The sequence below is a fragment of the Xanthomonas sp. 3307 genome, assembly GCF_014199735.1.
GTDB classification, from domain to species: Bacteria; Pseudomonadota; Gammaproteobacteria; order Xanthomonadales; family Xanthomonadaceae; genus Xanthomonas_A; species Xanthomonas_A rydalmerensis.
On sequence record NZ_JACHOG010000001.1, the window covers coordinates 164,594 to 189,644 of the forward strand.

Genomic DNA, 25,051 nt, shown 5'->3' on the forward strand with positions numbered 1-25,051 from the left:
CTTTGGTCAGTAAACGCGCGGCTTCGGCGGCACCACGTCCACGTCGCTGCTGAGCGTGTACATGTGCACCGGGCGATAGTCGAAGCTGCACTGGCCCTTGTCGTCGACGGTGACCAGCGTGTGCTTCTGCCAGTTGACGTCGTCGCGGTCGGGGAAATCCTCGTGGGCGTGCGCGCCGCGGCTTTCCTTGCGCTGTTCGGCCGAGTTGATCGTCGCCACCGCGTTGAGCAGCAGGTTGTTCAGCTCGTAGGTCTCGATCAGGTCGGAATTCCACACCAGCGAGCGGTCGGAGACCTTCACGTCCTCGAAGCTGGCGAAGATGTCGGCCATCTTGTCCACGCCTTCCTTCAGCGTCTTGCTGGTGCGGAACACCGCCGCGTCGGACTGCATGGTGCGCTGCATCTTGTCGCGGATCACCGAGGTCGGGGTGCCGCCGTTGGCGTTGCGCAGCTTGTCCAGCAGGCCCAGCGCCTTGTCGCAGGCATCGCCCGGCAGGCCCTTGTGCGGGGCGCCGGTCTTGATCGTCTCGGCGCAGCGGTTGGCCACCGCGCGGCCGAACACCACCAAGTCGAGCAGCGAGTTGGAGCCCAGGCGGTTGGCGCCGTGCACCGACACGCAGGCGGCCTCGCCGATGGCGTACAGGCCTGGCACCACCGAATCCGGGTTGTCGCCATCCTTGCGCACCACTTCGCCGTGGTAGTTGGTGGGGATGCCGCCCATGTTGTAGTGCACGGTCGGGATCACCGGGATCGGCTGCTTGTGCACGTCGACGCCGGCGAAGATGCGCGCGCTCTCGGCGATGCCGGGCAGCTTCTCGTCGATCACGCCCGGGCCGAGGTGGGTCAGGTCGAGCAGGATGTGGTCCTTGTGCTCACCGACGCCGCGGCCTTCGCGGATCTCGATGGTCATCGAACGCGACACCACGTCGCGCGAGGCCAGGTCCTTGTAGTGCGGCGCGTAGCGCTCCATGAAGCGCTCGCCGCCGCTGTTGCGCAGGATGCCGCCTTCGCCGCGCACGCCTTCGGTGATCAGGCAGCCAGCGCCGTAGATGCCGGTCGGGTGGAACTGCACGAACTCCATGTCCTGCATCGGCAGGCCGGCGCGCATCACCAGGCCGCCGCCGTCGCCGGTGCAGGTATGCGCCGAGGTGGCGCTGAAGTAGGCGCGGCCGTAGCCGCCGGTGGCCAGCACCACGCCGTGGGCGCGGAACAGGTGCAGCGAGCCTTCGGCCATGTCAAGGGCGAGCACGCCGCGGCACACGCCCTCTTCGTCGAAGATCAGGTCGAGCGCGAAGTACTCGATCATGAAGCGCGCGTTGTGCGCCAGCGACTGCTGGTACAGCGTATGCAGCATGGCGTGACCGGTACGGTCGGCGGCGGCGCAGGTGCGCTGCGCGGACGGGCCTTCGCCGTACTTGGTGGTCATGCCGCCGAACGGACGCTGGTAGATCTTGCCATCCTCGGTGCGGCTGAACGGCACGCCGTAGTGCTCCAGCTCGATGATCGCCGGAATCGCCTCGCGGCACATGTACTCGATGGCGTCCTGGTCGCCCAGCCAGTCCGAGCCCTTGATGGTGTCGTAGAAGTGGTAGCGCCAGTCGTCCTCGCCCATGTTGCCGAGCGCGGCGGAGATGCCGCCCTGCGCGGCCACGGTGTGCGAACGGGTCGGGAAGACCTTGGTCAGGCAGACCGTCTGCAGGCCCTTTGCGGCCAGGCCGAAGGTCGCGCGCAGGCCGGCGCCGCCGGCGCCGACCACGACCATGTCGTACTTGTGTTCGGTGATCTTGTAAGCGGACATCTACTTTGAATTCCTGTTCCGGGCGCCGATCAGGCGCTGCCCAGGGCGATGCGGGCGACCGCGAATACACCGACGATCGCGCCGAGCACGGCGACGAACTTCACCGTGGTCTGCAGCGCCAGGGCCAGCAGCGAGTTGTGCACGTAATCTTCGAGGATGACCTGCAGGCCGATCTGCGCGTGCCAGAACATCGCGATCAGGAAGCCGACCAGGAGCACCGCGTTCCACGGCTTGGCCACGGCCTCGGTGGCGGTGACATAGTCGGCGCCGAGCAGGCTCAGCACGAACACCAGGAACCACACGGCCAGGCCGACCAGCGCGGTGGCGGTGAGCCGCTGCAGCACGAAATGTTCGGTGCCGGACTTGGCCGCGCCCAGGCCGCGGACGTTCTTCAGAGGGGTGCGGTAGCGGCTCATGCGGCGGCTCCGTTGAGGACGTAGGCCCAGATCAGCGCCACGATCACCAGGCTGGCGATCACCGACATCCAGCTGCTGCGCACGAACGCGGGGATGCTGAAGCCGTGGCCGAAGTCCTGCACGATGTGGCGCAGGCCGTTGCACAGGTGGTAGGCGAAGGCCCAGCTCCAGGCGAACAGGAACACCTGCCCGTACCAGGCGCCGGCCATGCCGCTGAAGCAGTTCCAGGACGCCGGGCCGAGCATCAGCACCAGCAGTGCGGCGGCGATGATCAGCGCGCCGAGCGACAGCACGATGCCGGTGGCACGGTGCAGGATCGACGTGACCATCTGGATCTGCCAGCGATAGACCTGCAGATGGGGGGAAAGAGGACGTTCGCGGGTCGCCATGCGCTTGGCTCGTTGTCTCGGCTGGGCGGCGTGCTTAAGGCCGCGTTGGCTCAAAGCTGATCAAAAATCGATGCAGCGTCCGTTTTTCTCCCAGTCGCCGTAGCGCGTCGGCTCGAGGCCGCCGCGTCCGCCGATCTCCCGCGGCGCAGGCGGGCTCTGCGGAGGGGTGTCCTCGGCGGGCCGCTGCGTTTCGGGATCGGACTCGGGTGTGGGGGTTGGTTGGCCTATCATGCGGGTCTCACAACTCGTCAATTTTAGTCCTCCCCTCTCGTGCCTGACAACCTGAATCTCGATTCCGGCGGTTTTTCCGCCTTGCCACACCTGCAATACGTCGCATTGCGCGGTCCGGATGCAGTGGCCTTCGCCCATGCCCAGTTCGCCAACGACGTGCAGGCGCTGGCGGCGGGCCAGTGGCAATGGAACGCCTGGCTCACCGCCAAGGGCCGGGTGATCGCGGTGTTCGCGCTGCTGCGCCAGGCCGACGACGCCTTGCTGATGCTGCTGCCCGACGGTGGCGCCGAGGAGTTGGCGACAGCGCTGGGCCGCTTCGTGTTCCGGCGCAAGCTGCGCCTCGCCGTCGAGGACACGCTGCTTGCTTTCGGTCGTCCGAGCCTACCGGACCAGGCACGGGGCGCGACGTCGGCGCACGATGAGGCCGGCGTGATCGAGCTGGACATGGGCGGCGACGGCCTGCCGCGCACGCTGCGCCTGGTGCCGGCAGCGGTGGCGGATGCGCCGGCGGCCGACCCGGGGCTGACGCAGGCCTGGCGCGCGGCCGACCTGCGCCTGGGCCTGGTCCGGCTTGCGCCGAGCCAGCGCGAACAGTGGACGCCGCAGCAACTGGGCCTGGACCGGCTGCACGCCTTCAGCGTCAAGAAGGGCTGCTACCCCGGCCAGGAAATCGTCGCCCGTACCCATTTCCTGGGCAAGGCCAAGCGCGCGGTGCAGTTGCTGGAGCTGGAGGACGCCGTCGCGATCGACGCAGCGGTGCTGCGCGACGGCCAGCCGTTCGGCAGCGTGGTCAGCGTCGCCGGCACCCTGGCGCTGGCGGTCCTGCCGTTGGAGGACGCACCGCCGACCGGGCTGGAGGTCGAGGGCCATCCGGCGCACTGGCAGCCCCTGCGCGACGGCCTGGCGCGCTGAGCGCGCGCCAACCGCCGTACTTGCCGTCGCTTACGGCTGTTGCGGGCCCCGGGTCCCGGGTCCCGTGTCCCGGCTCTCCAGCCGCTCCCCGCTCTCGCCGTCGAAGAAGTGCAATGCCTCGCCGCGCACCACCACCCGCAGGCGCTCGCCCAGGCCCGGCAGCGCACGCGGCGCCACCCGCATCACCAGCGGCTGCGCGCCGTGGCTGAGATTGACGAAGATCTCGTTGCCGACCGGCTCGATCACCTCGATGGTGGCCTCGAAGCCCGCCTGCGCCTCCTCGCTCGGCTGCAGGTGCTCCGGCCGCACGCCGATCGCCAGCTCCCGGCCCAGCCACTGCGGCGCGATCTGCGCACCCGGCAGCGGCACCCGCCCGCCGTCCTGCAACTGCAGGTGCAGGCCGCCCTCCTCCACCAGCCGCCCGCGCAGCACGTTCATCGCCGGGCTGCCGAGGAAACCGGCCACGAACAGGTTGGCCGGGCGGTCGTACAGCGCCATCGGCGTGTCGATCTGCTGGATCAGCCCGTCCTTGAGCACGACGATGCGCTGGCCCAGGGTCATCGCCTCGACCTGATCGTGGGTGACGTAGATCATGGTGGTGCCGAGCTTGCGGTGCAGCTGCGCGATCTCGGTGCGCACCGAGTGGCGCAGCTTGGCGTCCAGGTTGGACAGCGGCTCGTCGAGCAGGAACACCGCCGGCTCGCGCACCAGCGCGCGGCCCAGCGCCACGCGCTGGCGCTGGCCGCCGGACATGGCGCGCGGCAGCTTGTCCAGCATCGGGGTCAGGCCCAGGGTGTCGGCGGCGGCGGCCACGCGCTGGCGGATGACCTCCTTGCTCTCGCCGCGCAGCTTGAGCCCGAACGCCAGGTTCTCGGCCACGGTCATGTGCGGGTACAGCGCATAGCTCTGGAACACCATGGCGATGTCGCGGTCCTTGGGCGCCACGTCGTTGACCACGCGCTCGCCGATGCGCAACTCGCCGCCACTGATCTCTTCCAGGCCGGCGATCATCCGCAACAGCGTGGACTTGCCGCAGCCCGACGGCCCGACCAGCACCATCAGTTCGCCGTCGGCCACTTCGAAGCTGGCCCCGTGCACGGCGACCTGGCCGTTGTCGTAGACCTTGCGGATGTTGTCCAGTTGTACTTTCGCCATGGTGCGGTATCCGGTTTCCGGCAGTGAGGAACGGGCTGCCGCCGGTCCCTCCCGAAGGCAGTGCATACGAATGCGGGTCGCATCGTGCCAGCGCGCAGGCAACAATGGATCGCGATGCGGTATTCTGCCATGTAACCGTTTTCACGGGGCAACATCGAGCCTGGGAGGGCACGCAATGCGATCCGCCAGCCGCCGATCCGGCGCGCCGTCGTTATCCGGCCTGCAGCACGCGGCATGGGAGAGGTATGCTCAGAGGTCTGGCAGTCGTATTCATCTCCTGGATCGTGCGTTCCCGTCTGGCGGCCTTTCCGCGTCACGCTTTCGCCCGAACCGGCCGGATACAGGCCGTTCCCGCCGTCCGCTTCCCCACGCCACGTCACTCCTAGCCCCCAGGTGATCGACACCATGTCACCCGAAACCGAAACCCGGTCGATGCACGATACCTTCCTGTTGTTCGGCGCCACCGGCGATCTGGCCCAGCGCTATCTGTTCCCCTCGTTGCTGCGCATGCTCGACGACGGCTTCCTGCCGGAGGACTTCCGCATCCGCGCGCTGGCGCTGTCGCCGCACGACACCGCCAAGTTCCACGAACTCCTCAAGCCGCGCCTGCAGGCGGCGATGCCGCAGATCGGCGAATCGATCGTGCAGGCGCTGCTGGCGCGCATCGACTACCGCTCGGTGGACCTGCGCGATGCCGAATCGGTGGCCGCCGCGGTGCGCGACCTGACCGCGCGCCGCTGCGTGAGCTATCTCGCGATCCCGCCGGGGCTGTACATCAGCACCTGCCAGGGCCTGGCCCTGGGCGGGGCGCTGGCCGCGCCGCACCGGCTGATGCTGGAGAAGCCGATCGGCCACGATTCGGACAGCGCCCGCGAAATCGTGCAGGCGATCGGCGCGCTGATCGACGAGGACCGCGTATTCCGCCTTGACCACTACCTGGGCAAGGCCGCGGTGCAGAACCTGATCGCGCTGCGTTTCGGCAACACGCTGCTGGAAGCGGTGTGGAACCGCACCTACATCGAGTCGGTGGACATCCTGGTCGCCGAGAGCGAGGGCGTGGACGGCCGTGACGCCTACTACGCGCGTTCCGGCGCGCTGCGCGACATGGTGCAGAGCCATATCCTGCAGTTGCTGTGCCTGGTGGCGATGGAGCCGCCGGCGTCGTTGGAAGCCGACCGTATCCGCGACGAGAAGGTCAAGGTGCTGCGTGCGCTGCGTCCGCTGAGCGCAGAGCATGCCGCCCGCGACAGCGTGCGCGGGCGCTACACCGCCGGCACCATCAATGGCCAGCCGGCGCAGGCCTACCAGCCGCCGGAAGGCAGCGACGTGGAAACCTTCGCCGCGGTCACCGCCTACATCGACAACTGGCGCTGGGCCGGGGTGCCGTTCCGGCTGTGCACCGGCAAGCGCCTGGCCGAGCGCTCCACCCGCGTGGTGGTCACGCTCAAGCCGGTCACCCACTGGCTGTTCGAGCGCCCGGCCGCGCAGCAGGCCGCGCCGAACCGGCTGACCTTCCAGCTGCAGCCGCAGGAGAACATCGAACTGGGGCTGATGAGCAGCCTGGCCGGCCCGGAATGGGGCGCGCTGGAACTGCAGCCGCTGGAACTGGAACTGTCGGTACCCACCGGCCTGCACCGGCGCATCGCCTACGAGCGGCTGATGCTCGACGCGCTCAACGGCAACCACGCGCTGTTCGTGCGCGACGACGAGGTGCGTGCCGCCTGGGCCTGGATCGACAGCGTCAGCGCCGCCTGGGCGCAGGCGCAACTGCCGCTGCTGCCCTACCCGGCCGGCAGCTGGGGGCCGGAGGAAGCGCAGGCCTACGTGTCCTGCGACCAGTCCGGCGCCGCGCCGCGGGGCACGCCGTGAGCGCGCCGCAGCGCCCGGTGCTGGTGGCCGACATCGGCGGCACCAATGCCCGTTTCGCCCTCGCCGATCTCGACGCCTCGGTGCCGCTGCTCGACGACAGCACCCAGACCTACTCGGTGGTGGAGTTCCCGTCGCTGGGCGACGCCGCCCGGCACTACCTGGAACAGACCGGGGTGGACGCGCGCAGCGGCACCTTCGCGGTCGCCGGCCGCGTCGACGGCGACGAGGCGCGCATCACCAACCATCCGTGGGTGATCTCGCGGGCGCGTACCCGCGCCATGCTCGGCTTCGACGAACTGCACCTGATCAACGACTTCGCCGCGCAGGCGATGGCGATCAGCCTGCTGCGGCCGCAGGACGTGGTCCAGGTCGGCGGCGCCAGCTGGACGCCCTCGCCGATCGAAGTGCCGCGCAACTACGGCGTGATCGGCCCCGGCACCGGCCTGGGCGTGGGCGGCCTGCTGGTGCGCGGCGGGCGCTGCTTCCCGCTGGAAACCGAGGGCGGTCACGTCAGCTTCCCGCCGGGCACGCCGGAGGAGATCCGCATCCTGGAACTGCTCTCGCAGCAGTTCGGTCGCGTCTCCAACGAGCGCCTGATCTGCGGCCCCGGCCTGGTCAACATCCACCGCGCGCTGAGCGAGATCGCCGGCGACGACCCGGGCCCGCTGCAGCCGGAAGACATCACCGCGCGCGCCGCGCAGGGCGACTACCGGGCGATGCGCACGGTGGACGTGTTCTGCGCCGTGTTCGGCGCCATCGCCGGCGATCTGGTGCTGATGCAGGGCGCCTGGGACGGCGTGTTCCTGACCGGCGGGCTGGTGCCGAAGATGCTCGACGCGATCCAGCATTCCGGGTTCCGCCAGCGCTTCGAGCACAAGGGCCGGTTTTCGTCGATCATGGCGCGGGTGCCGTCGCTGGCGGTGACCCACCCCCGTCCCGGCCTGCTCGGCGCCGCCGCCTACGCGGTGGACGCCGCGCGGCAATCCCCAGGAGCCATTGCATGAGCCCCACGCTGTCCGACCGCATCACGCTGATCCGCTACGACGATCCGGACGAATGGATCGACGCGGCGGCGGCCGAGATCGGCACCGCGCTGCGCGAGGAGATCCAGCGCCGCGGCGGCGCGCGCCTGCTGCTGTCCGGCGGTACCACCCCGGCGCCGGTGTACCAGGCGCTGGCCGAGCTGCCGCTGGACTGGTCCAAGCTGGACGTCGGCCTGGTCGACGAGCGCTGGCTCTCGCCGCAGGACAGCGACAGCAATGCCTACCTGATCCGGCACAGCCTGCTGGATCGCACCGAGGACGCGCGGTTCGAGCCGCTGGTGCGGGTCGGCAAGCCGCTGCAGGACTGCGTGCACGCGGCCAACCTGCATGCGCAGCACGCCCCGGCCGCATGCATGGCGGTGCTGGGCATGGGCGGCGACGGCCACACCGCCTCGCTGTTCCCCGGCGCCACCGATTTGAACAAGGCCCTGACCAACCCGCTGCCCTACGCCGCGCTCGATGCCACCGGCTGCCCCGGCGCCAATACCTGGCCGCTGCGCATCACCCTGACCCCGGCCGGCCTGGCGCCGATCGGCCAGCGCATGCTGCTGTTGCGCGGCAAGCAGAAGCTGGAGGTGCTGGAGCGTGCGCTGGCCGGCACCGATCCGCACGAGTATCCGATTCGCGTCGCCTTCGATACGCCCGGTGCGCGCCTGCGCGTGCATTGGTGCGAGTGAGGCCGGGAGTGGGGAGTCGGGATTGGGGATTGGCAACGGCCGCGTGCTGACGCATCCCCGCTCTCCCGAGTCCCCATTCCCGAGTCCCGATTCGCGACGCCCCCCCCACACTTCATAGCCGTTTCCGCCAATGAGCCTGCATCCGACCCTCCACGCGATCACCGAACGCATCCGCCAGCGCAGTGCGCCGTCGCGGCGCGCCTATCTGGCCGGCATCGACGCCGCATTGCGCGACGGCCCGTTCCGCAGCCGCCTGAGCTGCGGCAACCTCGCCCACGGCTTCGCCGCCTGCGGCCCCACCGACAAGAGCCGGCTGGAAGGCGGGATCACTCCCAACCTCGGCATCATCACCGCCTATAACGACATGCTCTCGGCGCACCAGCCGTTCGAGCACTACCCGGAGATCATCCGCCGCACCGCGCGCGCGCTCGGCGCCACCGCGCAGGTGGCCGGCGGCGTGCCGGCGATGTGCGACGGCGTGACCCAGGGCCGGCCGGGCATGGAACTGTCGCTGTTCTCGCGCGACGTGATCGCCCAGGCCACCGCCATCGGCCTCAGCCACGACATGTTCGACACCAGCCTGTACCTGGGCGTGTGCGACAAGATCGTGCCCGGCCTGCTGATCGGCGCGCTGGCCTTCGGCCACCTGCCGGCGGTATTCGTGCCGGCCGGGCCGATGACCCCGGGCATCCCCAACAAGCAGAAGGCGGAAGTGCGCGAGCGCTACGCCGCCGGCCAGGCCACCCGCGAGGAGTTGCTGGCCGCCGAATCGGCGTCCTACCACGCCCCCGGCACCTGTACCTTCTACGGCACCGCCAACTCCAACCAGGTGCTGCTGGAAGCGATGGGCGTGCAGTTGCCCGGCGCCTCCTTCGTCAACCCCGGCACCCCGCTGCGCGACGCGCTGACCCAGCAGGCGACCGAGCGCGCGCTGCGCATCACCGCCCTGGGCAGCGACTTCCGCCCGCTGGGCCGGCTGATCGACGAGCGCGCCATCGTCAACGCCGTGGTCGCGCTGATGGCCACCGGCGGCTCCACCAACCACACCATCCACTGGCTGGCGGTGGCGCGCGCGGCCGGCATCGTGCTGACCTGGGACGACCTGGACGCGCTGTCGCAGCTGGTGCCGCTGCTGGCGCGGGTGTATCCCAACGGCGAGGCCGACGTGAACCACTTCGCCGCCGCCGGCGGCATCGGCTTCGTGTTCCGCGAGCTGATGGACGCCGGGCTGATGCACGACGACCTGACCACCATCGTGCCCGGCGGCATGCGCGCCTACGGCGACGAGCCCTGCGTGCAGGACGGCAAGCTGGCCTATGTGCCGAGTCCGGCCAAGAGCGCCGACGAGGCGGTGGTGCGTCCGGCATCCAACCCGTTCGAGGCGCAGGGCGGCCTGCGCCTGCTGCGCGGCAACCTCGGCCGCTCGCTGATCAAGCTGTCGGCGGTGAAGCCGCAGTTCCGCAGCATCGAAGCGCCGGCCGTGGTGATCGACGCGCCGCAGGCGCTGAACAAGCTGCACGCCGCCGGCGCGCTGCCGCACGACTTCGTGGTGGTGCTGCGCTACCAGGGCCCGCAGGCCAACGGCATGCCGGAGCTGCATTCGCTGGCGCCGCTGCTGGGCCTGCTGCAGAACCAGGGCCGGCGCGTGGCGCTGGTCACCGACGGGCGCCTGTCCGGCGCCTCCGGCAAGTTCCCCGCGGCCATCCACGTGACCCCGGAAGCGGCGCGCGGCGGCCCGCTGGCACGCGTGCGCGAAGGCGACATCGTGCGCCTGGACGGCGAGGCCGGCACCCTGGAAGTGCTGGTGGATGCCGCCGAATGGGCGGCGCGGCCGCTGGCGCCGAACACCGCGCCGGCCGCGCACGACATGGGCCGCAACCTGTTCGGGCTCAACCGCCGCATGGTCGGCCCCGCCGACCAGGGCGCGCTGTCGATCTCCTGCGGCCCGCCGGCCGCCGATGGCGACCTGTGGAACTACGACGCCGAGTACGACCTGGGCCGCGATGCCGAGGCCGCCGCCGCGCCGCACGAATCCAAGGACGCCTGACGCCTGACCGGCGGCGCTACCGCGCGCCCCACCCTGCCCCGCCCGTACGCGGCCGGGGCCTTGCCCCCTCGCAACCGAGACGCTTATGACCATCGCCGAACACCAGACCAAGGCCGAGCAGCTGCTGCGCGCGGCCGGCATCCTGCCCGTCGTCACCGTCCACAGCCTGGAAGAGGCGCGCCGCGTGTCGGCCGCGTTGCTCGAAGGCGGCCTGCCGGCGATCGAACTGACCCTGCGCACGCCGGTGGCGATGGAAGCGCTGGCGATGCTCAAGCGCGAGCTGCCGGACATCGTGATCGGCGCCGGCACCGTGCTCAACGCCACCCAGCTGCAGCAGTCGATCGACGCCGGTGCCGACTTCATCGTCACCCCGGGCACCACCCCGACCCTGGCCGATGCCCTGGCGCAGGCGCCGTTGCCGGTGGTGCCGGGCGCGGCCACCCCGAGCGAACTGCTGGCGCTGATGGAGCGCGGCTTCCGCGTGTGCAAGCTGTTCCCCGCCTCCGCGGTCGGCGGCCTGGCGATGCTCAAGGGCCTGGCCGGGCCCCTGGCCGAGCTCAAGCTTTGCCCCACCGGCGGCATCGGCGAAAGCACCGCCGCCGAGTACCTGGCGCAGCCCAACGTGGTCTGCATCGGCGGCTCGTGGATGGTGCCCAAGGACTGGCTGGCCGACGGCGCCTGGGACAAGGTGCGCGAGAGCTCAGCGAAGGCGGCGGCGATCGCGGCGGCGGCGCGGTAGCGCCGCGGCCGCCGGGATTGGGGAGTCGGGATTGGGGATTCGCAAAAGCAGCTCCACCCAACACCTCAAAAAAAGCGCCGGCATGCCGGCGCTTTTTTTGCTTTAGCTGTTACGAATCCCCAATCCCGACTCCCGAATCCCAGCTTCACCGCACCTCGATCTGCACATCCGCCGGCAACGCATGGATGCGCAGTTCGCCGTGTTCCCACTGCGCCGCTTCGCCATTGACCACGGTGCGGCCCGGTTCTCCGGGGTACGGCCACGGCAGCACCAGGCCGCCGCTGGGCATGCGCAGGCCCTCGGGGATGTTCAGCAGCAAGCGGTTCTTCTGCCGCCGCAGCTGATAACTCAGCGGCCCCTGCGGGGTGCGCAACTGCTCGATCGCCACGCCCTTGCCGTCGAGCCAGTCGGCCGGAATGCCGGCGGCCAGCACCAGGCTGTCGTCGACGTCGCGGGCGTAGGCGAACATGTCCAGCACCGAGCGCACGAAATCCGAGGCGACCCAGGCATGCGGCAGGTCGCCGAGGAAGAACGGCTTGCGCGGCGTGCGCGAGACCACCTCGGCCCACTGGTTCCAGGGCTGCGGAGCGCGGTCCTTGAAGAAGAACTGCGTCGCCTCCCAGGCGCGCTCGCGCCAGCCCAGGCGTACGAACGCCGACACGTTGCGCCACTCGTAGGGGGTGTAGTCCTTCCACTCGCGAGTGCCGTCGCGGCGGCCGACGAACTCGCTCCAGTAGCGCTCGAAGGTGTTGTCGAGCAGGGCCTGCGGCAGCCGGCCCTGTTCGCCGCCCGGTGCCAGCGCGATGGTGGTCGAGGTCGGATCGAAATCGCCCAGTTCCGCCGAGCCCGGCAGGAAGGTGATGTGGTGTTGCTGGGTGGCCGCGTCCAGCGAGGTGTACAGGTCCTGGCGGAACTGATCGCGCGAGGCGGCGAAGCGCGCGGCATCGTCGATGCGGCCCAGTTCGGCGGCGATGCTCACCGCGTCCTTGTAGCCGCGCAGCGCCCAGAAGTTGTCCCAGTACGAGTGCATCGGCTTGGCCGAATAGCCCTCGTGGCTGATCGACACCGGCATCATCCCGTAGAAAGCCGCGTTGCGCGCACGGTTCTCGTCGGTGCGCTCGCTCAGCCGCAACTGCTCCATGTAGGTGTAGGCGCCGAGCACGTGCGGCCACATCTGCTCCAGGAAGGCGCGGTCGCCGCTGTAGCGGTAGTAGTCGGCGACGCTGTAGATCAGTTCGCCGTGGCTGTCGTTCTCCGGCACCGGGTCGCTGCCGCGGTCGTCCACGCAGCACGGCACCATGCCGTTGGCGAACTGGTAGGGCGCGTACCACTCCACGTACTCGCGGACCACGTCGGCGCGGCCCAGCCGCAGCAGGCCTTCGGAAATCATCGCGCCGTCGCGGATCCAGCTGCGCGAGTACGAGCGCGTGCCCGGCTGCAGGCGCGGCCCGATCCGCGAGATCAGCATGTGCGCCAGCGCGGTGCGCAGCGTGTCGGCGACCGCCTTGCCCTGCGCCGGCACGCGCAGCTGCACGCGATCCAGCTTCTCGTGCCACTGCGCGGCGACCTGCTGCTGCGCGCGTGCGGCATCGAAGCCCGCCGGCAGCGCGGCGTTGCCGGTCTGCGGAATCACCAGCGCCACCTCGCGCACCTCGCCCGGGGCCAGGCGCCCGCGATACAGCAGTGCGCCGGAGGCCAACCCGTCGGGATCCTGCGCCTGCTGCGGCAAGCCGCTGGCATCGGTGCTCAGCCGTTCGACGTCGATGCCGGCGTCGAACGCAGTGGCATAGGCCGCATCCGGCTTCTGCACCGCGAACACCCGCGGCTGGCCGTTGACCTGCACCTGCGTGCCGGCGATCGCCAGCGAACGGATCTGGCTGACGCCGCCGACGGTATTGAGGAACTGGCTGGGCGGATTCACCTGGAACGGACGCACCGTCAGCGCCAGGGTGTAGTCGTGCGGCTGCTTGCTCGGATTGCTGAGCCGGTAGCGCGCGACCAGCTGCGCCTGCTCCGGCTCGCCCTGCACGAAGGCGGTCACGCGCAGCGCGGCGTTGTCGTGGGTCCAGTCCACGCTGGGAATCGGCAGGTAGTCGTCCTGCAGGCTCTGCGCCGTCTTGACGTCGGCCCAGCTCAGGCGCTTGCCGTCCAGCAACAGGAACGGCTCGATGCTGAAGCCTCCCTTGCCCACCTCGATCGCGCCATCCTCGCCGACCAGGCCCTGTTCGCGGCCGCCGTCCAGGCCGACGATGGTCCAGTACGGCTGCTCGCCGCTGAAGCCGCGCGGGAACCAGCCGCGGGTCGATTGTGCCGCCACCGACTTGATGAAGTCGTTCTGGGTCGCGGCGAAGGCCAGCGGCTGCAGCGCGATATCGGCGATGCCGTAACGGAAGCTGGGGCCGTCCTGCAGGTCGAAGCGCACATAGCGTGCCTCGGTGTCCGGCAGCGCCAGCCAGTCGGTGCCGCCGTTGCCGGCGGTCACCTGGCGCAACTCGCGCCAGCTGCGTCCGTCGGCCGAGCCCTGCACCGTGTAGCGCGAGGCGTACACGCCCGGCGCCCACTGCACCTTGGCGCCGCCGAACTCGCGCACCTTGCCCAGGTCCAGCATGATCGTCTGGTTCTTGGCATTGCCGCTGTACCAGACCGTGTCCGGCTTGCCGTCGGCGATGCGCTGCTCCAGCGCCGGCGCGGTATCGGTGTTGACCTTGACCGTCAGCGGCGAAGTGTCCTGCGGCGGCAGCGGGGTCAGGGTCAGCTGGTCGAAGCACACCGTGCCGGCGCCACCGACCTGGTTGTAGATGGTGAACTCGATCTGCGCGCTGCGGGTCAGTTCCTTCTCCGGGCTCGGCCCCCAGGCCTTGTCGATCTGCCGCTTCTTGAAGGTGACCGTGCTCCATTGCGTGGGGAACGCATAGCGTGGCCGGTTGACCCACCACACGTTGTCGCCGCTGGCGTCGGCCAGCTTGAACTGCAGGTCGTTGCTCGGCGAATCGCCGCGCAGCTGGAACGCGAACTGGTAGTTGTCCGGGTAGTCGATCGGCACGCTGCGGCGGATCCCGGCGTAGCCGGACACGCCGTTGAAGTCGTAGTCCAGGCATAGCGCCTTGGCGCGGCCGCCGCTGGGCGCCTGCACCAGCCGGGTCGAGGCGGTGACCTGGTTGGAGACGACGATCTGCCACTTGTCCAGATCGTTGAAGCTGTCCAGCGTCACCGTGGAGGTCGGCGGCGCGGCGACGGCATGGGCGGCCGCCAGCCCCAGCATCGTCAGCATCGCGCATCCGCATCGCATCGCCATTCCGTCCCTCATCGCCTTCACCGTCGCTGTCGTCGTATCTGCTTCTGCCGGAGGGGCGTCGGCCCCGATGGAGTCTCCCGCGCTGCTGTCGCGGCTGAAGCCGCTCCTACAGGCGTGCGCCCAAGGCCGCGCGTGCGGCGCGGTTTGCGCTTACGGCGCTCGATGATACGCATCCATGCTGCCGTCCATGACGACAATCCCACACCAGATCGTCCGGCCCGGCCGTCCATGGCCGGGCGTTCGGCGCAACGCGCGCCAGTGGCGCTCGATGTTCCGCTTCATCGCCGCCATCCATGGCGCAGCAATCCCACACCAGATCGTCCGGCCTGGCCATCCATGGCCAGGCGTTCGCGAACGCGCGAGCCAGTGGCTCGCAAGCGCGTCGCCGCACTCGCATCTTTCCCATGCCATCCCTGGCGCAACTGATCGGCTCCGGACGCCCCGGCCCGACCATCCATGGCCGGGCGTTCGGCGCAACGCGCGCCAGTGGCGCGCAAGCGTTGCGCCTCACCCCTTCACGCTGCCGAGCAGCAGGCCCTGGATGTAGTAGCGCTGCAGGGCCAGGAACAGGGCCAGCACCGGGATCACCGTGACCACCGCGCCGGCCATCATCATCTCCACGTCCATGATGTGCTCGCGCGACAGCGCCGCCAATGCCACCGGCAAGGTGTAGTGCTCCTGGTCGGTCAGCACGATCAGCGGCCACATGAAGTCGTTCCACGCGGCCATGAAGGTGAAGATGGTCAGCGTCACCAGCACCGGCTTGAGCATGGGCAGCACGATCTGGAAGAAGATCCGCAGCTCGCCGGCGCCGTCGATGCGGGCCGCCTCCAGCAGTTCGTCCGGGATCGACCGCGCGTACTGGCGCACCAGGAAGATGCCGAACACCGTCGCCAGCGCCGGCACGATCACCCCGCCGAAGTTGTTGACCAAGTGCAGCTGCTTCATCAGCAGGAACAGCGGCAGCATCGCCACCTGCGCCGGGATCACCAGCGCCGCCAGCAGGATCTGGAAGATCCGTTCCTTGCCGACGAAGCGCAGCTTGGCGAAGGCATAGCCGGCCATGGTGTTGACCAGCAGCGAGCCGAAGGTGATCGCGCAGGACACCAGCAGGCTGTTGGCGAAATTGCGCGCCATGCCGGTGCGCGAGAACAGCTCGCCGTAGTTGGCCAGGGTGGCGCCGGTGGGCAGCATCGGCGGCGGGAAGCGGCTGGCCTGCCCGGCCGGCATGAACGACACCGACACCATCCACAACAGCGGCGCCAGGCTGATCACGGCGAGCAGCAGCAGCCCGCCGTTGACCAGCAGCGTGTTCCAGCGCGAGGCGCCGATCTCACGGCTCATACCAGGTCCCTCTTGCGGCCGAAGCGCAGCATCACCGTCGTCACTCCCAGGATGATCAGGAACAGCAGGAACGCCACCGCCGACGCGCGGCCGAGGTTCCACCACTTGAAGCCTTCCTCGAACATGTAATACAGCACGCTGACCGTGCTCTGCAGGGGATCGCCACGGGTCATCACGTAGGGTTCGGCGAACAGCTGGAAGTAGCCGGACACGGTGATCACCCCGACCACCAGCAGCACCGGCCCGAGCATCGGCAAGGTGATGTGCAGGAACTGCCGCCACTTCGAGGCGCCGTCGATGCGCGCGGCCTCGTACAGGTCCTGCGGGATCGCCTGCAGGCCGGCGAGGAAGATCACCATGTTGTAGCCGAAGTTCTTCCACACCGCGAACAGCATGATGGTCGGCATCGCCCAGTGCGGGTCGCCGAGCCAGTCGATCGGGCCGATGCCCAGGTGCGCCAGGCCGTAATTGACCAGGCCGTAGCTGGTGTGGAACAGGTAGCGCCAGATCACCGCCACCGCCACCAGCGTGGTCACCACCGGCGCGAACAAGGCGGTGCGGAACAGCGCCTTGAACCGTGCCACCGGCGCGTTCAGCAACAGCGCCGCGCCCAGCGAGGCGGCGATGGACAGCGGCACGCCGACGATCACGAAGTACGTGGTGTTCCACAGCGACTTCCAGAACATCGGCGTCTGCAGCAACTCGCTGTAGTTGCCGAAGCCGACGAAGCGCAGGTTGTGGCGGTCGGCCAGCGAATACAGGTCGAAGTCGGTGACGCTCAGCGCCAGCGCCGACAGCACCGGCAGGCCGAAGAACACGCCGATCACGATCAGCGCCGGGCCGGCGAACAGCCAGCCGATCAGGGAACCGCGCTTCATGGCGTGGCTCCCGCGGCCGGCGCCGCCGTGCCTTCACGATGCTGCTGATGGATCCAGCGGCGTTTCTCCAGGATCTCGTCGACCCGCTTGTCCAGTTCCCGCATTGCCTTCTCCTGCGGTTCGCCGCCGCGTACCACACGCTCGGTGGCCAGCCGCATCTCCTGCACGATGCGCTCCCACTCCAGGACCTTGGGTGCCGGCTTGACCCGTTCCAACTGGTCGCGGAACGCATGCGCCAGCGGATCGTCGGCCAGCGACGGATACGCCCAGGTGCTGCGCCGCGGCGGCATGTCGCCGATCAGCGCATGGAAGCGCGCCTGGATCTGCGGCCGCGACAGGAACTCGATCAGCTTCCACGCCGCGTCCTTGTGCTCGGACTTGCGGAAGATCACCAGGCTGGTGCCGCCGGCGATGCCGGCGCCGGGACCGTCCGGACCGGGCAGCGGCATGGTGCCCCACTGATCCTTCAACGCCGGCGGCTGCACCTTGCGGAATTCCCGGATGTTCCACGGGCCGGAGATGTAGAAGGCGTAGAAGCCATTGAAGAACTCGTCCCAGACGTTGGAGATCTGCGTCTCCGACATCTTCGGCGCCCAGCCCTGGTCGAACATGTTGGCGTAGAACGCCAGCGCCTTGCGGAAGCCGGGGCTTTCGAAATTGCCGTAGTTGTTGTTGTCGCGCAGCAGCGGATCGGGCAGCTGCAGCCCAAGCGACAGTTGCTGCTCGAACTCGTTGAGCGGCATCAGGATGGCGTAGCGCTTCGGCCCCACGTGCTTCTTCACCGCCGCCATCGCCTGCTCCCACTCGGCCCAGGTCTGCGGCAGCTTGGTCACCCCGGCGTCGCGCAGCATGTCCTTGCGGTAGAACAGCAGGCGCGTGTCCACGTACCAGGGGATGCCGTAGAGATGGCCATCGATGACGCTGGTGTCCCAGATGCCGGGAAAGTAATCCTTCGGGTCGACCACCTTGGAGCGGTCGACATAGGGCTGCAGCGGCTGCAGCGTGCCCAGCTCGGCGAATTCCGGAATCCAGGTGTTGCCCAGCTGGCACACGTCCGGCAGGCCGTCGGCGGCGAACGCAGTGAGCAGCTTCTCGTGCGCGGCGGTCCACGGGATGTTCTGGATGTCCACGTGAATGCCCGGGTTCTCCTTCTCGAACTGCGGGATCAGCTCGGCCACCACCTCGGCCTCGCGGCCCATCGCCCAGAACCGCACCACCTCGCCCTGCGGCGCGCGTGCGCAGCCGCACACCGCCAATACAACCAAACCCAGCGAAAACCAACGACCGATCATGCGTGCTGTGCTCATTCCGGTTGCTGCGGCTGGCGCTGTGGGGGGGTGGACTGCGCCTCGGCGGCGGCGGCGCGCGACTCGGCGATGCCCAGCGCACGCGCATTGGCCGCCTGCTCGTCCTTCTTGGGCAGCGGCTGGGTCTCGCCTTCCGGTGTCAGCCAGCCACCGGTGAAGCCGGCGCGCTCCAGTCCGGTGCGGATGTACTTGTTCTTCTTCATCACGTTCCAGACGAACTCGTTGCGGTAGTTGGCGATCATGGTGACGATCGCGCCTTGGTCGATGCCGATGTAGTCGCTGGCCACCCAGCCGCGGTTGGGAATCATGCGGCCGGTCTTGAGCGGGATATCGTAGTTGAAGCTGGGGTTGAACGAATCCAGGAAACCGTAGCTCGAATACAGGAAGTCGCCGAAGCGCTTGTGCATTTCCTGGGTCGCCGGAATCACCACCTCCGGCGCGAACACGATCGAGGACACCGCCGCGGTCGGCGCGATGGTGCCGTCGTCGAAGGCCTCGAACAGGCCGGCGCCGCGGGTGCGGTAGTGGAAGAACTGGCGCTGCTCGCCGCGGTAGTCCTGGGTGGTGTTCTGCGGACCGTCGCTGGCGGTCAGGCCCCACACGTTCTCGCCGTACTCCTTCCACTTCATCGGATTGTCGATGGCGTACTCGCGCTGCGCCAGCGTGGCGCGGCGGCTGTTGAGGAAGTAGTCGATGCCATGCTCGCGCATGTACTGGTCCTGGATGTCGCGGAAATCGATCCAGACGTGGTTGTACTGGTGCGCGAACAGCGGGCCGAATGCCAGGTATTCCTGGCCGTAGTACACGCCCCAGTCCTTGTTGTAGGTGCGCGTCCACTCCTGCCACGCGTCCGGCTCCACCGGATGGGTCGGCGAACCCAGCGCCAGCAGGTACACCATCATGCCTTCGTTGTAGCCCATCCAGTCGTGCTGGATGAAGCCGCGCTCGGGATACCAGCCCATCGAGATCAGCGGCTTGCGCTGCTGCATCCATGGCCAGTCCACGCGCCGGTACAACGTGTCGGCGATCTGGCGGATCTCCTTCTCGTCGGCAGTGTCGCCTTCATAGTAGGACTGGGCGAACAGCACGCCCATCATCAGCAGCGCGGTGTCCACGCTGGACAGTTCCACCCACTGGTCGTAGCGCAGCCCCTTCTGCATGTCCAGGAAGTGGTAGTAGAAACCCTTGTAGCCGGCGCGGCCGGTGCGTTGCGGACCGACCGGAAGATCGCGCAAAAAACGCAGCGTGGTCAGGGTGCGCTGCACCGCCTGCTCGCGACTGATCCAGCCGTTCTCGTAGCCGATGGGGTAGACGGTGAGCGCGAAGCCGACCGACGCGATGGACGCGAACGGCCGCGACGGATAGCGATCCACCGCCATGCCGTTCTGCTCGTTGGTGGTGTCCCAGAAGAACTGGAAGGTGCGGCGTTCGATGTCCTCGAACAGGGGCGGCAGTTCCGGCTTCAGCAGTTTCGGTGGCAGTTCGGCTTCGACCAGGATGACCTTGACCGGCTTCTTCTCCACCGCCTTCGGCTCCTCGGTCTTCTTGCACGCCGTCAGCAGCACCCCTGCTGCCATCACCATCAACGAAAACCTGATGAAACTGCGCTGCTTCTTCATCGTGCCCCCCGTGAAATCGTTTACATGCACGCAAAAAATACCCCACTTCCGCATCGCTGCGGCCCCCGTTGCACGGGAGCCGCGGCGACCCTGCTTACCAGTTCAAGCCAAACGACAGCTTGAACGTCCGCATCGGCGAGGCGAGCACGCCGTTCGGCGTGCCGAACGCCGTGTTCAGATCGGCGTAGGTGCCGGTATCGGTGTTGTAGTCCGCGTAATTGGTCCAGTTGAACAGGTTGATGACATCGGCACGGACGTTGAACTTGATGCCCGAACCGGTATCCCATTCCTTGTTCGCCGCCAGGCTGAATTCCTTGTAGCCCAGCGTGGAATCCGGCTTGTACTGAATGATATAGCACTGGTCGTTGCCCGCCAGGCAGTCGGTGCCGTAGCGCGGGGTCTGACTGGCCAGCGACAGCTTGGCCGACAGGGTGACGTCGTACGGCAGGTCGTAGATGCCGGTGACCACCAGGCGGTTCTTCGGGATGCCGCCGGCCTCACGCCAGCCGTAGCCGGCCATCGACGGCTGGTCCAGCGCGTAGTGCTCGCCGTACTGACGGTTCTCCTTCGCATCGGAGAAGGTGTAGGCCACGGTCAGGCCCCAGCCGGATTCCTTGTCGTAGGGCTTGTCCAGCTTCAGCGCCAGCTGGTTGTTGCGCGTCTTCAGGCCGTTGGTGCCGAGCACGATCGCGCTGTAGCCATTGGGCGAGTCGGTCGGCACACCGGAGGTGGTGCCGGGCAGGAAGAACGAGCCGTCGGCACGGCGGTTGCCGCGCAGGAACACGAAGCCGTCCTCGCTGACGATGTGGCTCAGGGTCACGTCCGTGTACCAGTCGTTGCCCCAGAAATGCACCATGTTGCGCATGCCCAGGCTGAACTGGTCGGAGTAAGGCACCTTGATGTTGTTGTCGATCAGGTAGACCTCGCGGCCACCGCCGGCTCCACCGGTGTTGGACGCCGCCAGCCCGGCCAGGCCGGCTTGGGTCGCATAATTCGGATCCCATGCCACGCACGGCTGGCCGAGGCACGGCGTGTTGGCGCTGTTGAAGTAGTAGCTGTAGGAACGGAAGTTGTTGTTCAGCTGCTCCAGCGCCAGGTAGTCGAACAGGTTGCGATCGTACGCGCGACCGGCACCGCCGTAGATCACGTGCGCCTGGTCGCCGAACAGATCGTAGGAGAAGCCCAGGCGCGGCTGCCAGGCATCCTTGAACGCCTTGCGGTTGTTGCCGGTGCTGATGTAGTTGGCGATGTCGTAGTTGGCGTTGTCCAGGTTGCGCCAGTTCAGCAGCGCGCTGGCGACGTCGGCCGGGGTGACGAAGTCGAGGAACGACGGGGTCTTCTCGTAGTCGTAGCGCACGCCCAGGTTCAGGGTCAGGTGCTCGTTGACCTCCCAGTCGTCCTGCAGGTAGATGCCGTACTGCTTGTTCTGCGACTGCACCGAACCGCCGTCGCCGGTGTCGCCGAAGCGCACGCGGTACGGCGTGCCGACATCGCCGAGGATGTTGTAGTAGTACTGCGGATTGGCCGGATTGATCTGGGTCGAATCGAGCTGGATGTCCTTGTACTTCACACCCATCTTGATGGTGTGGCTGCCGTGCCAGTCGAGGCTGTTGAGGGTCAGGTCGTCCTGCAGGGTCCAGCCCTTCTGGCCCTTGTTCTGGAAGCTGCTGCCGGCGCCGGCGCTGAGGATGGTGGTCTCGTTGCCGGCCTGCGGCACGTAGGACAGCACGTAGCCGCTGCCGTCGGTGAGCGGGGTCTGGGTCCAGAACGCGCTCTCGTAGCTCAGGTTCAGGTCGTTGAGGAACGCCTCGCCGCTGTACTGCCAGCGCAGGTTGGCGCGCTTTTCCTTCTGCCCGTTGGTGCTGCCGTGCTGGTAGGTGGTGGTGTCGCCGATGTCCGACAGCTCGTCTTCCTTGCGGTACTTGCCGGTCAGCTCGAACAGGTTGTTGTCGCCCAGGGTCCAGTCGATCTTGCCGAAGTACAGGTCTTCCTTGAACGGGGTGCTGTAGGTGGCCACCAGCGGCTGCAACTGCGCCGGCAACTGGTCGACGCGATCGGCGTAGATGCCGCCCGGGATCACCGTGTTCGGCGTGTTGTATTCCTTGGCCTCGTACGCCACGAAGAAGTGCGCGCGGTCCTTGAGGATCGGGCCGCTGAAGGTGGCGCCGTACTGGGTCTCGGAGAAGTCGTCGCGCTGGCCGGCCTTGCGCTCCAGCGGGCTTTCGGCGCGCCAGTCGTCGTTGGTCGTATCCCAGAAGAAGCTGCCGTGGAAATCGTTGGTGCCGGACTTGGTCGAGGCGACGATCGCCGCGCTGCTGACCTGGTCGAACTCCGCCTTGTAGTTGGAGGTGATGACCTTGTACTCGCCGATCGCCGACTGCGGGAACGGATTGCCGCGGCTGGAATCCTGGCCGCTGACGCCGCCGGTCAGCACGTAGTTCTTCTGGCTGATGCCGTCGATGTAGACGTTGGTGCCGTTGGCCGAGGTCGCACCGGAACGCACCGTGGTGTTGCCCTTGGCATCACGCTGGAACTGCACGCTCGGCACGCTGTCGGCCAACTCCAGGAAGTTGCGCGTGGCCTGCGGCAGCTTCTCGATCTGCACGTTGGAAATGTAGGTGGCGTTCTCCGAAGTGCGGGTTTCCACCAGCACCGGCGGCGCCTGCACCTGCACCGCATCGAGCGTGGTCGCGCCCTGCCCGTTGGCGGTGGCCGCTTCGCCGCCCACGCCCAGGTCCAAGGTCGCGGTCTGGCCAACCTGCACGGTGACGTTCTGCGAGGTGGTCTTGCCGTCGGCGGTGACGTCGATGCGGTAGGAACCCGGCGGCAGGCCGCCGACCGAATAGGTGCCGTTGCTGGTCTGCACGCTGCGGGTCAGACCGGTGGCCAGGTTGGTGGCGGTGACCTGCGCGGACGCGGCCGGTGCCGAATCGACCTTGACCTGGCCGCGGATGGTGGCGCCGGTGCTTTGTGCGAATGCCGGCGCGGCGCCCAGCAGCAGGCAACTGGCGAGGGCGCAGGTCAACAGCTTGCGCGTGGGCCGGGCGGAGTGCGGGGTGTGTTGCATGTGGGGTTTTCCCTCCAGGAAGACGTGATGCTCGTTATGGGTGGTGCGTGGTGCTTCGATGGAACGAAGTGGAACAAGCGATGCGGCGCGGACACCGCGTCGCATCAGGAACGGGCCGTGCTGGAATCGCGCACGACCAACGTAGGAACCAGGGTCTGCCGCTGTCCGTCGTCCGCGTCGGGCCGATCGATCAGCTGCAGTAGGCGATGCATCGCCTGCTCACCAAGCCCGGCGATGCTGACGCGCATGGTGGTGAGGGATGGGTGAACGAAACGCGCCAACGGGATGTCGTCGAAGCCCGCGAGCGCGACGTCGTCGGGCACGCGCACATCACGCTGGGTGAAGGCGTAGAGGCAGCCGAGCGCGGTCATGTCGTTGGCGGCGAACACCGCATCGGGCAGCGCGTCGGCCTGCAGCATCGCCTGTCCGGCGCGGTAGCCGGAGGCTTCGTCGAAGTCGCCCGGAAACTCCTGGCCGTGCGCCTCGCCGGGATGGCGCGCGATGGCGTCGCGGAAGCCGCGCAGGCGTTCGCGCGCGTCGAAGTTCAATTCCGGCCCGCCGATGAAGGCGATGCGGCGATGTCCCATCGCCAGCAGATGCTCGGTCATCGCCACCGCACCGGCATGGTCGTCGATGCTCAGCACCGGGTACTCGGTGCCCGGCAGGTGGGTGTTGATCAACACCGTCGGCAACGCCTGCGGCAGGTTGTCGGTGAGGAAGCCCGGGCGCTCGGCATACGGCGACAGCACCAGCAGGCCGTCGACGCGGCCGCGCATCGCGCGCAGCGCCCGCCCCTGCTCTTCCGGGTCGCCGTGGTAGCTGGACACCAGCAGGTGCTGGCGGCGCGCGCGGGCGGCGCCGTCGATGCCGCGGATCAGTTCGGAGAAGAATTCGCCGTACAGATCGGGCAGCACCACGCCCAGGGTCTGGGTGCGGCGGCTGCTGAGGCTGCGCGCCGCCGCATGCGGGCTGTAGCGCAGGCGTTCGGCCACTTCCAGGACCAGGGTCCGCACCGGCGCGGCCACGTTCTCGTGACCGTTGAGCGCACGCGACACGGTGGCCACGGAAACCCGGGCCTCGCGTGCGACATCTTTGATGGTGACCGCGCTCTTCGCCATCGTGCCGCCCTCCGCGGCAGAGACCTTGAGAAACTGGCGCGGACTGTAATCGTTTTCAGTGCGAGGCAGAAGCCTTTTGTTATTTTTACAATAAACGTCTTATTTTTCAGACACTTGAATAATACGAAACCGACCGGAATTGTGCCGCAACGCAACATAATTCAGGTGCAGATTCCGGTTTTCCGCGGGGTGCGCACCCCGATTCGGGCTGGCGGCACCCGATCGGCCACAGGCGTCAGCCGGCCGTACCCGGCACCTCGGCGCGGATCGACAGCGCATGGATATCGGTCTGCATCATCTCGCCCAGCGCGGCATAGACGGCGCGGTGCCGGGCCAGCGGCGCCATCCCGGCGAAGGCGGCACTGACGATGTGGACATTGAAATGCCCGCGGCCATCGCGCGCGCCGGCATGGCCGGCATGGCGATGGCTGTCGTCCTCGACCTCCAGCGCCTGCGGCGCGAATGCCGCCTCCAGCGCGGCGCGGATGCGCGCCACCCGCTCGGCACCGACCTGGCTCATGGCAGCACCTTGCGGAACGGCCGCACCTCGACCCGGGCGTAGACCCCGGCAGCGACATACGGATCGGCCTCGGCCCAGGCCTGCGCCTCGGCCAGCGAGTCGAACGCAGCCACCACCAGGCTGCCGCTGAAGCCGGCCGGGCCCGGATCCTCGGCGTCGATCGCCGGGCACGGCCCGGCCAGCAACAGCCGCCCGGCCTCCTGCAACTGGGTCAGCCGCTGCAGATGCGCCGGCCGTGCCACCGCCCGCCGCGGCAGCGCATCGGCCACGTCGTACCCCTCGATCACGTACCACATCGCGTCTTCGCCCTCGTTCTATCTTCACAGACGTGCCATTGTAGGACCTGCCCCGGTGCGGCGGCGCTGGACACCGACCCCGCCGGCGCATTACCCTTGGTTCCATTGCACGCGGCCGGATGCAGCGGCCCATCGGTGATCGGCGACCCCAAGCCCCTTCCGACGACCGATTCGCTGCCTGACACCGCCCGCGCAGACGTCCTCCTCTGTAGTTCCCGCCGCCACGACACGCGTGGCGTGCGTCGTGTGTCTTGTTGAAGTACCGAGCGCGTTGCGGGGACGACGCGCCATTGAACCGCAGCACTGCCGGCAAGGAGCCGCGCCGGGTCGCG

At 68.3% G+C, this 25,051-nt stretch carries 20 protein-coding genes; 6 read left to right on the top strand and 14 right to left on the bottom strand.

Annotated features, from left to right (window positions below):
* Positions 1–6: 6 nt before the first annotated feature.
* From sdhA to GGR64_RS21005, 4 genes are read right to left on the bottom strand one after another with little or no spacing between them, the layout of a single operon-like run.
* Positions 7–1,797 (bottom strand): succinate dehydrogenase flavoprotein subunit, encoded by a 1,791-nt coding sequence (gene sdhA, locus GGR64_RS00730; protein ID WP_160965085.1) that lies wholly within the window; start codon positions 1,795–1,797, stop codon positions 7–9.
* 29 nt (positions 1,798–1,826) lie between these two features.
* Positions 1,827–2,213: a succinate dehydrogenase, hydrophobic membrane anchor protein gene (gene sdhD / locus GGR64_RS00735; RefSeq protein ID WP_160965087.1), complete on the bottom strand. Its 387-nt coding sequence runs from the start codon at positions 2,211–2,213 to the stop codon at positions 1,827–1,829.
* Positions 2,210–2,602 (bottom strand): succinate dehydrogenase, cytochrome b556 subunit, encoded by a 393-nt coding sequence (sdhC, locus tag GGR64_RS00740; protein WP_184643353.1) that lies wholly within the window; start codon positions 2,600–2,602, stop codon positions 2,210–2,212. Before sdhC ends, sdhD begins: the two co-directional genes overlap by 4 nt.
* Before the next feature lie 60 nt (positions 2,603–2,662).
* On the bottom strand, positions 2,663–2,971 hold the full coding sequence (locus GGR64_RS21005) for a DUF1674 domain-containing protein (RefSeq protein WP_326520291.1): 309 nt from the start codon (positions 2,969–2,971) through the stop codon (positions 2,663–2,665).
* On the opposite strand from GGR64_RS21005, the gene GGR64_RS00750 reads away from it, so the two are divergent.
* Positions 2,873–3,745, top strand: coding sequence for a folate-binding protein (locus GGR64_RS00750; protein WP_317843329.1), 873 nt, complete (start codon positions 2,873–2,875; stop codon positions 3,743–3,745). The genes GGR64_RS21005 and GGR64_RS00750 overlap by 99 nt on opposite strands.
* A gap of 30 nt (positions 3,746–3,775) precedes the next feature.
* On the opposite strand, the gene ugpC is transcribed toward GGR64_RS00750, so the two are convergent.
* Entirely contained in the window at positions 3,776–4,900 is a 1,125-nt protein-coding gene (gene ugpC / locus GGR64_RS00755; RefSeq protein ID WP_184643357.1) for a sn-glycerol-3-phosphate ABC transporter ATP-binding protein UgpC, read from the bottom strand.
* Between the two features lie 432 nt (positions 4,901–5,332).
* Here ugpC and zwf point away from each other — a divergent pair, with 432 nt between their 5' ends.
* The 5 genes from zwf to GGR64_RS00780 all read left to right on the top strand — a co-directional run bounded on the left by zwf (position 5,333) and on the right by GGR64_RS00780 (position 11,275).
* Entirely contained in the window at positions 5,333–6,769 is a 1,437-nt protein-coding gene (gene zwf / locus GGR64_RS00760) for a glucose-6-phosphate dehydrogenase (protein ID WP_160965095.1), read from the top strand.
* Positions 6,766–7,773 (top strand): glucokinase, encoded by a 1,008-nt coding sequence (glk, locus tag GGR64_RS00765; protein ID WP_160965097.1) that lies wholly within the window; start codon positions 6,766–6,768, stop codon positions 7,771–7,773. Before zwf ends, glk begins: the two co-directional genes overlap by 4 nt.
* Positions 7,770–8,489 (top strand): 6-phosphogluconolactonase, encoded by a 720-nt coding sequence (pgl, locus tag GGR64_RS00770; RefSeq protein WP_184643359.1) that lies wholly within the window; start codon positions 7,770–7,772, stop codon positions 8,487–8,489. Before glk ends, pgl begins: the two co-directional genes overlap by 4 nt.
* 130 nt (positions 8,490–8,619) lie before the next feature.
* A complete protein-coding gene (gene edd / locus GGR64_RS00775; protein ID WP_184643361.1) occupies positions 8,620–10,536 on the top strand; it encodes a phosphogluconate dehydratase in 1,917 nt (638 codons plus the stop codon).
* Positions 10,537–10,621: 85 nt separating this feature from the next.
* Positions 10,622–11,275 carry a bifunctional 4-hydroxy-2-oxoglutarate aldolase/2-dehydro-3-deoxy-phosphogluconate aldolase gene (locus GGR64_RS00780; protein WP_184643363.1) on the top strand — a complete coding sequence of 218 codons (654 nt, stop codon included), beginning with the start codon at positions 10,622–10,624 and terminating at the stop codon, positions 11,273–11,275.
* 145 nt (positions 11,276–11,420) lie between these two features.
* Here the strand turns inward: GGR64_RS00780 and GGR64_RS00785 are convergent, their stop codons facing one another.
* The 9 genes from GGR64_RS00785 to GGR64_RS00825 all read right to left on the bottom strand — a co-directional run bounded on the left by GGR64_RS00785 (position 11,421) and on the right by GGR64_RS00825 (position 24,719).
* Positions 11,421–14,537, bottom strand: coding sequence for a discoidin domain-containing protein (locus GGR64_RS00785; RefSeq protein WP_260302813.1), 3,117 nt, complete (start codon positions 14,535–14,537; stop codon positions 11,421–11,423).
* Positions 14,538–15,077: 540 nt separating this feature from the next.
* A complete protein-coding gene (locus GGR64_RS00790) occupies positions 15,078–15,914 on the bottom strand; it encodes a carbohydrate ABC transporter permease (protein ID WP_160965105.1) in 837 nt (278 codons plus the stop codon).
* Complete coding sequence (locus GGR64_RS00795) at positions 15,911–16,792, bottom strand: sugar ABC transporter permease (protein ID WP_160965107.1); 882 nt, start codon at positions 16,790–16,792, stop codon at positions 15,911–15,913. The genes GGR64_RS00790 and GGR64_RS00795 overlap by 4 nt, the downstream gene beginning before the upstream one ends.
* Positions 16,789–18,084: a sugar ABC transporter substrate-binding protein gene (locus tag GGR64_RS00800; protein ID WP_184644223.1), complete on the bottom strand. Its 1,296-nt coding sequence runs from the start codon at positions 18,082–18,084 to the stop codon at positions 16,789–16,791. The genes GGR64_RS00795 and GGR64_RS00800 overlap by 4 nt, the downstream gene beginning before the upstream one ends.
* An 11-nt stretch (positions 18,085–18,095) precedes the next feature.
* Complete coding sequence (locus GGR64_RS00805) at positions 18,096–19,718, bottom strand: glucoamylase family protein (RefSeq protein ID WP_160965109.1); 1,623 nt, start codon at positions 19,716–19,718, stop codon at positions 18,096–18,098.
* A gap of 94 nt (positions 19,719–19,812) precedes the next feature.
* Positions 19,813–22,785 (bottom strand): TonB-dependent receptor, encoded by a 2,973-nt coding sequence (locus GGR64_RS00810; protein ID WP_184643367.1) that lies wholly within the window; start codon positions 22,783–22,785, stop codon positions 19,813–19,815.
* A 104-nt stretch (positions 22,786–22,889) separates the two neighbouring features.
* Entirely contained in the window at positions 22,890–23,903 is a 1,014-nt protein-coding gene (locus tag GGR64_RS00815; RefSeq protein ID WP_184448574.1) for a LacI family DNA-binding transcriptional regulator, read from the bottom strand.
* 235 nt (positions 23,904–24,138) lie between these two features.
* The gene (locus tag GGR64_RS00820; RefSeq protein ID WP_184643369.1) at positions 24,139–24,423 is read right to left on the bottom strand and encodes a BolA family protein; all 285 of its coding nucleotides are present in this window, start codon (positions 24,421–24,423) and stop codon (positions 24,139–24,141) included.
* Complete coding sequence (locus GGR64_RS00825) at positions 24,420–24,719, bottom strand: YciI family protein (protein WP_160965117.1); 300 nt, start codon at positions 24,717–24,719, stop codon at positions 24,420–24,422. The genes GGR64_RS00820 and GGR64_RS00825 overlap by 4 nt, the downstream gene beginning before the upstream one ends.
* Positions 24,720–25,051: the final 332 nt, after the last annotated feature.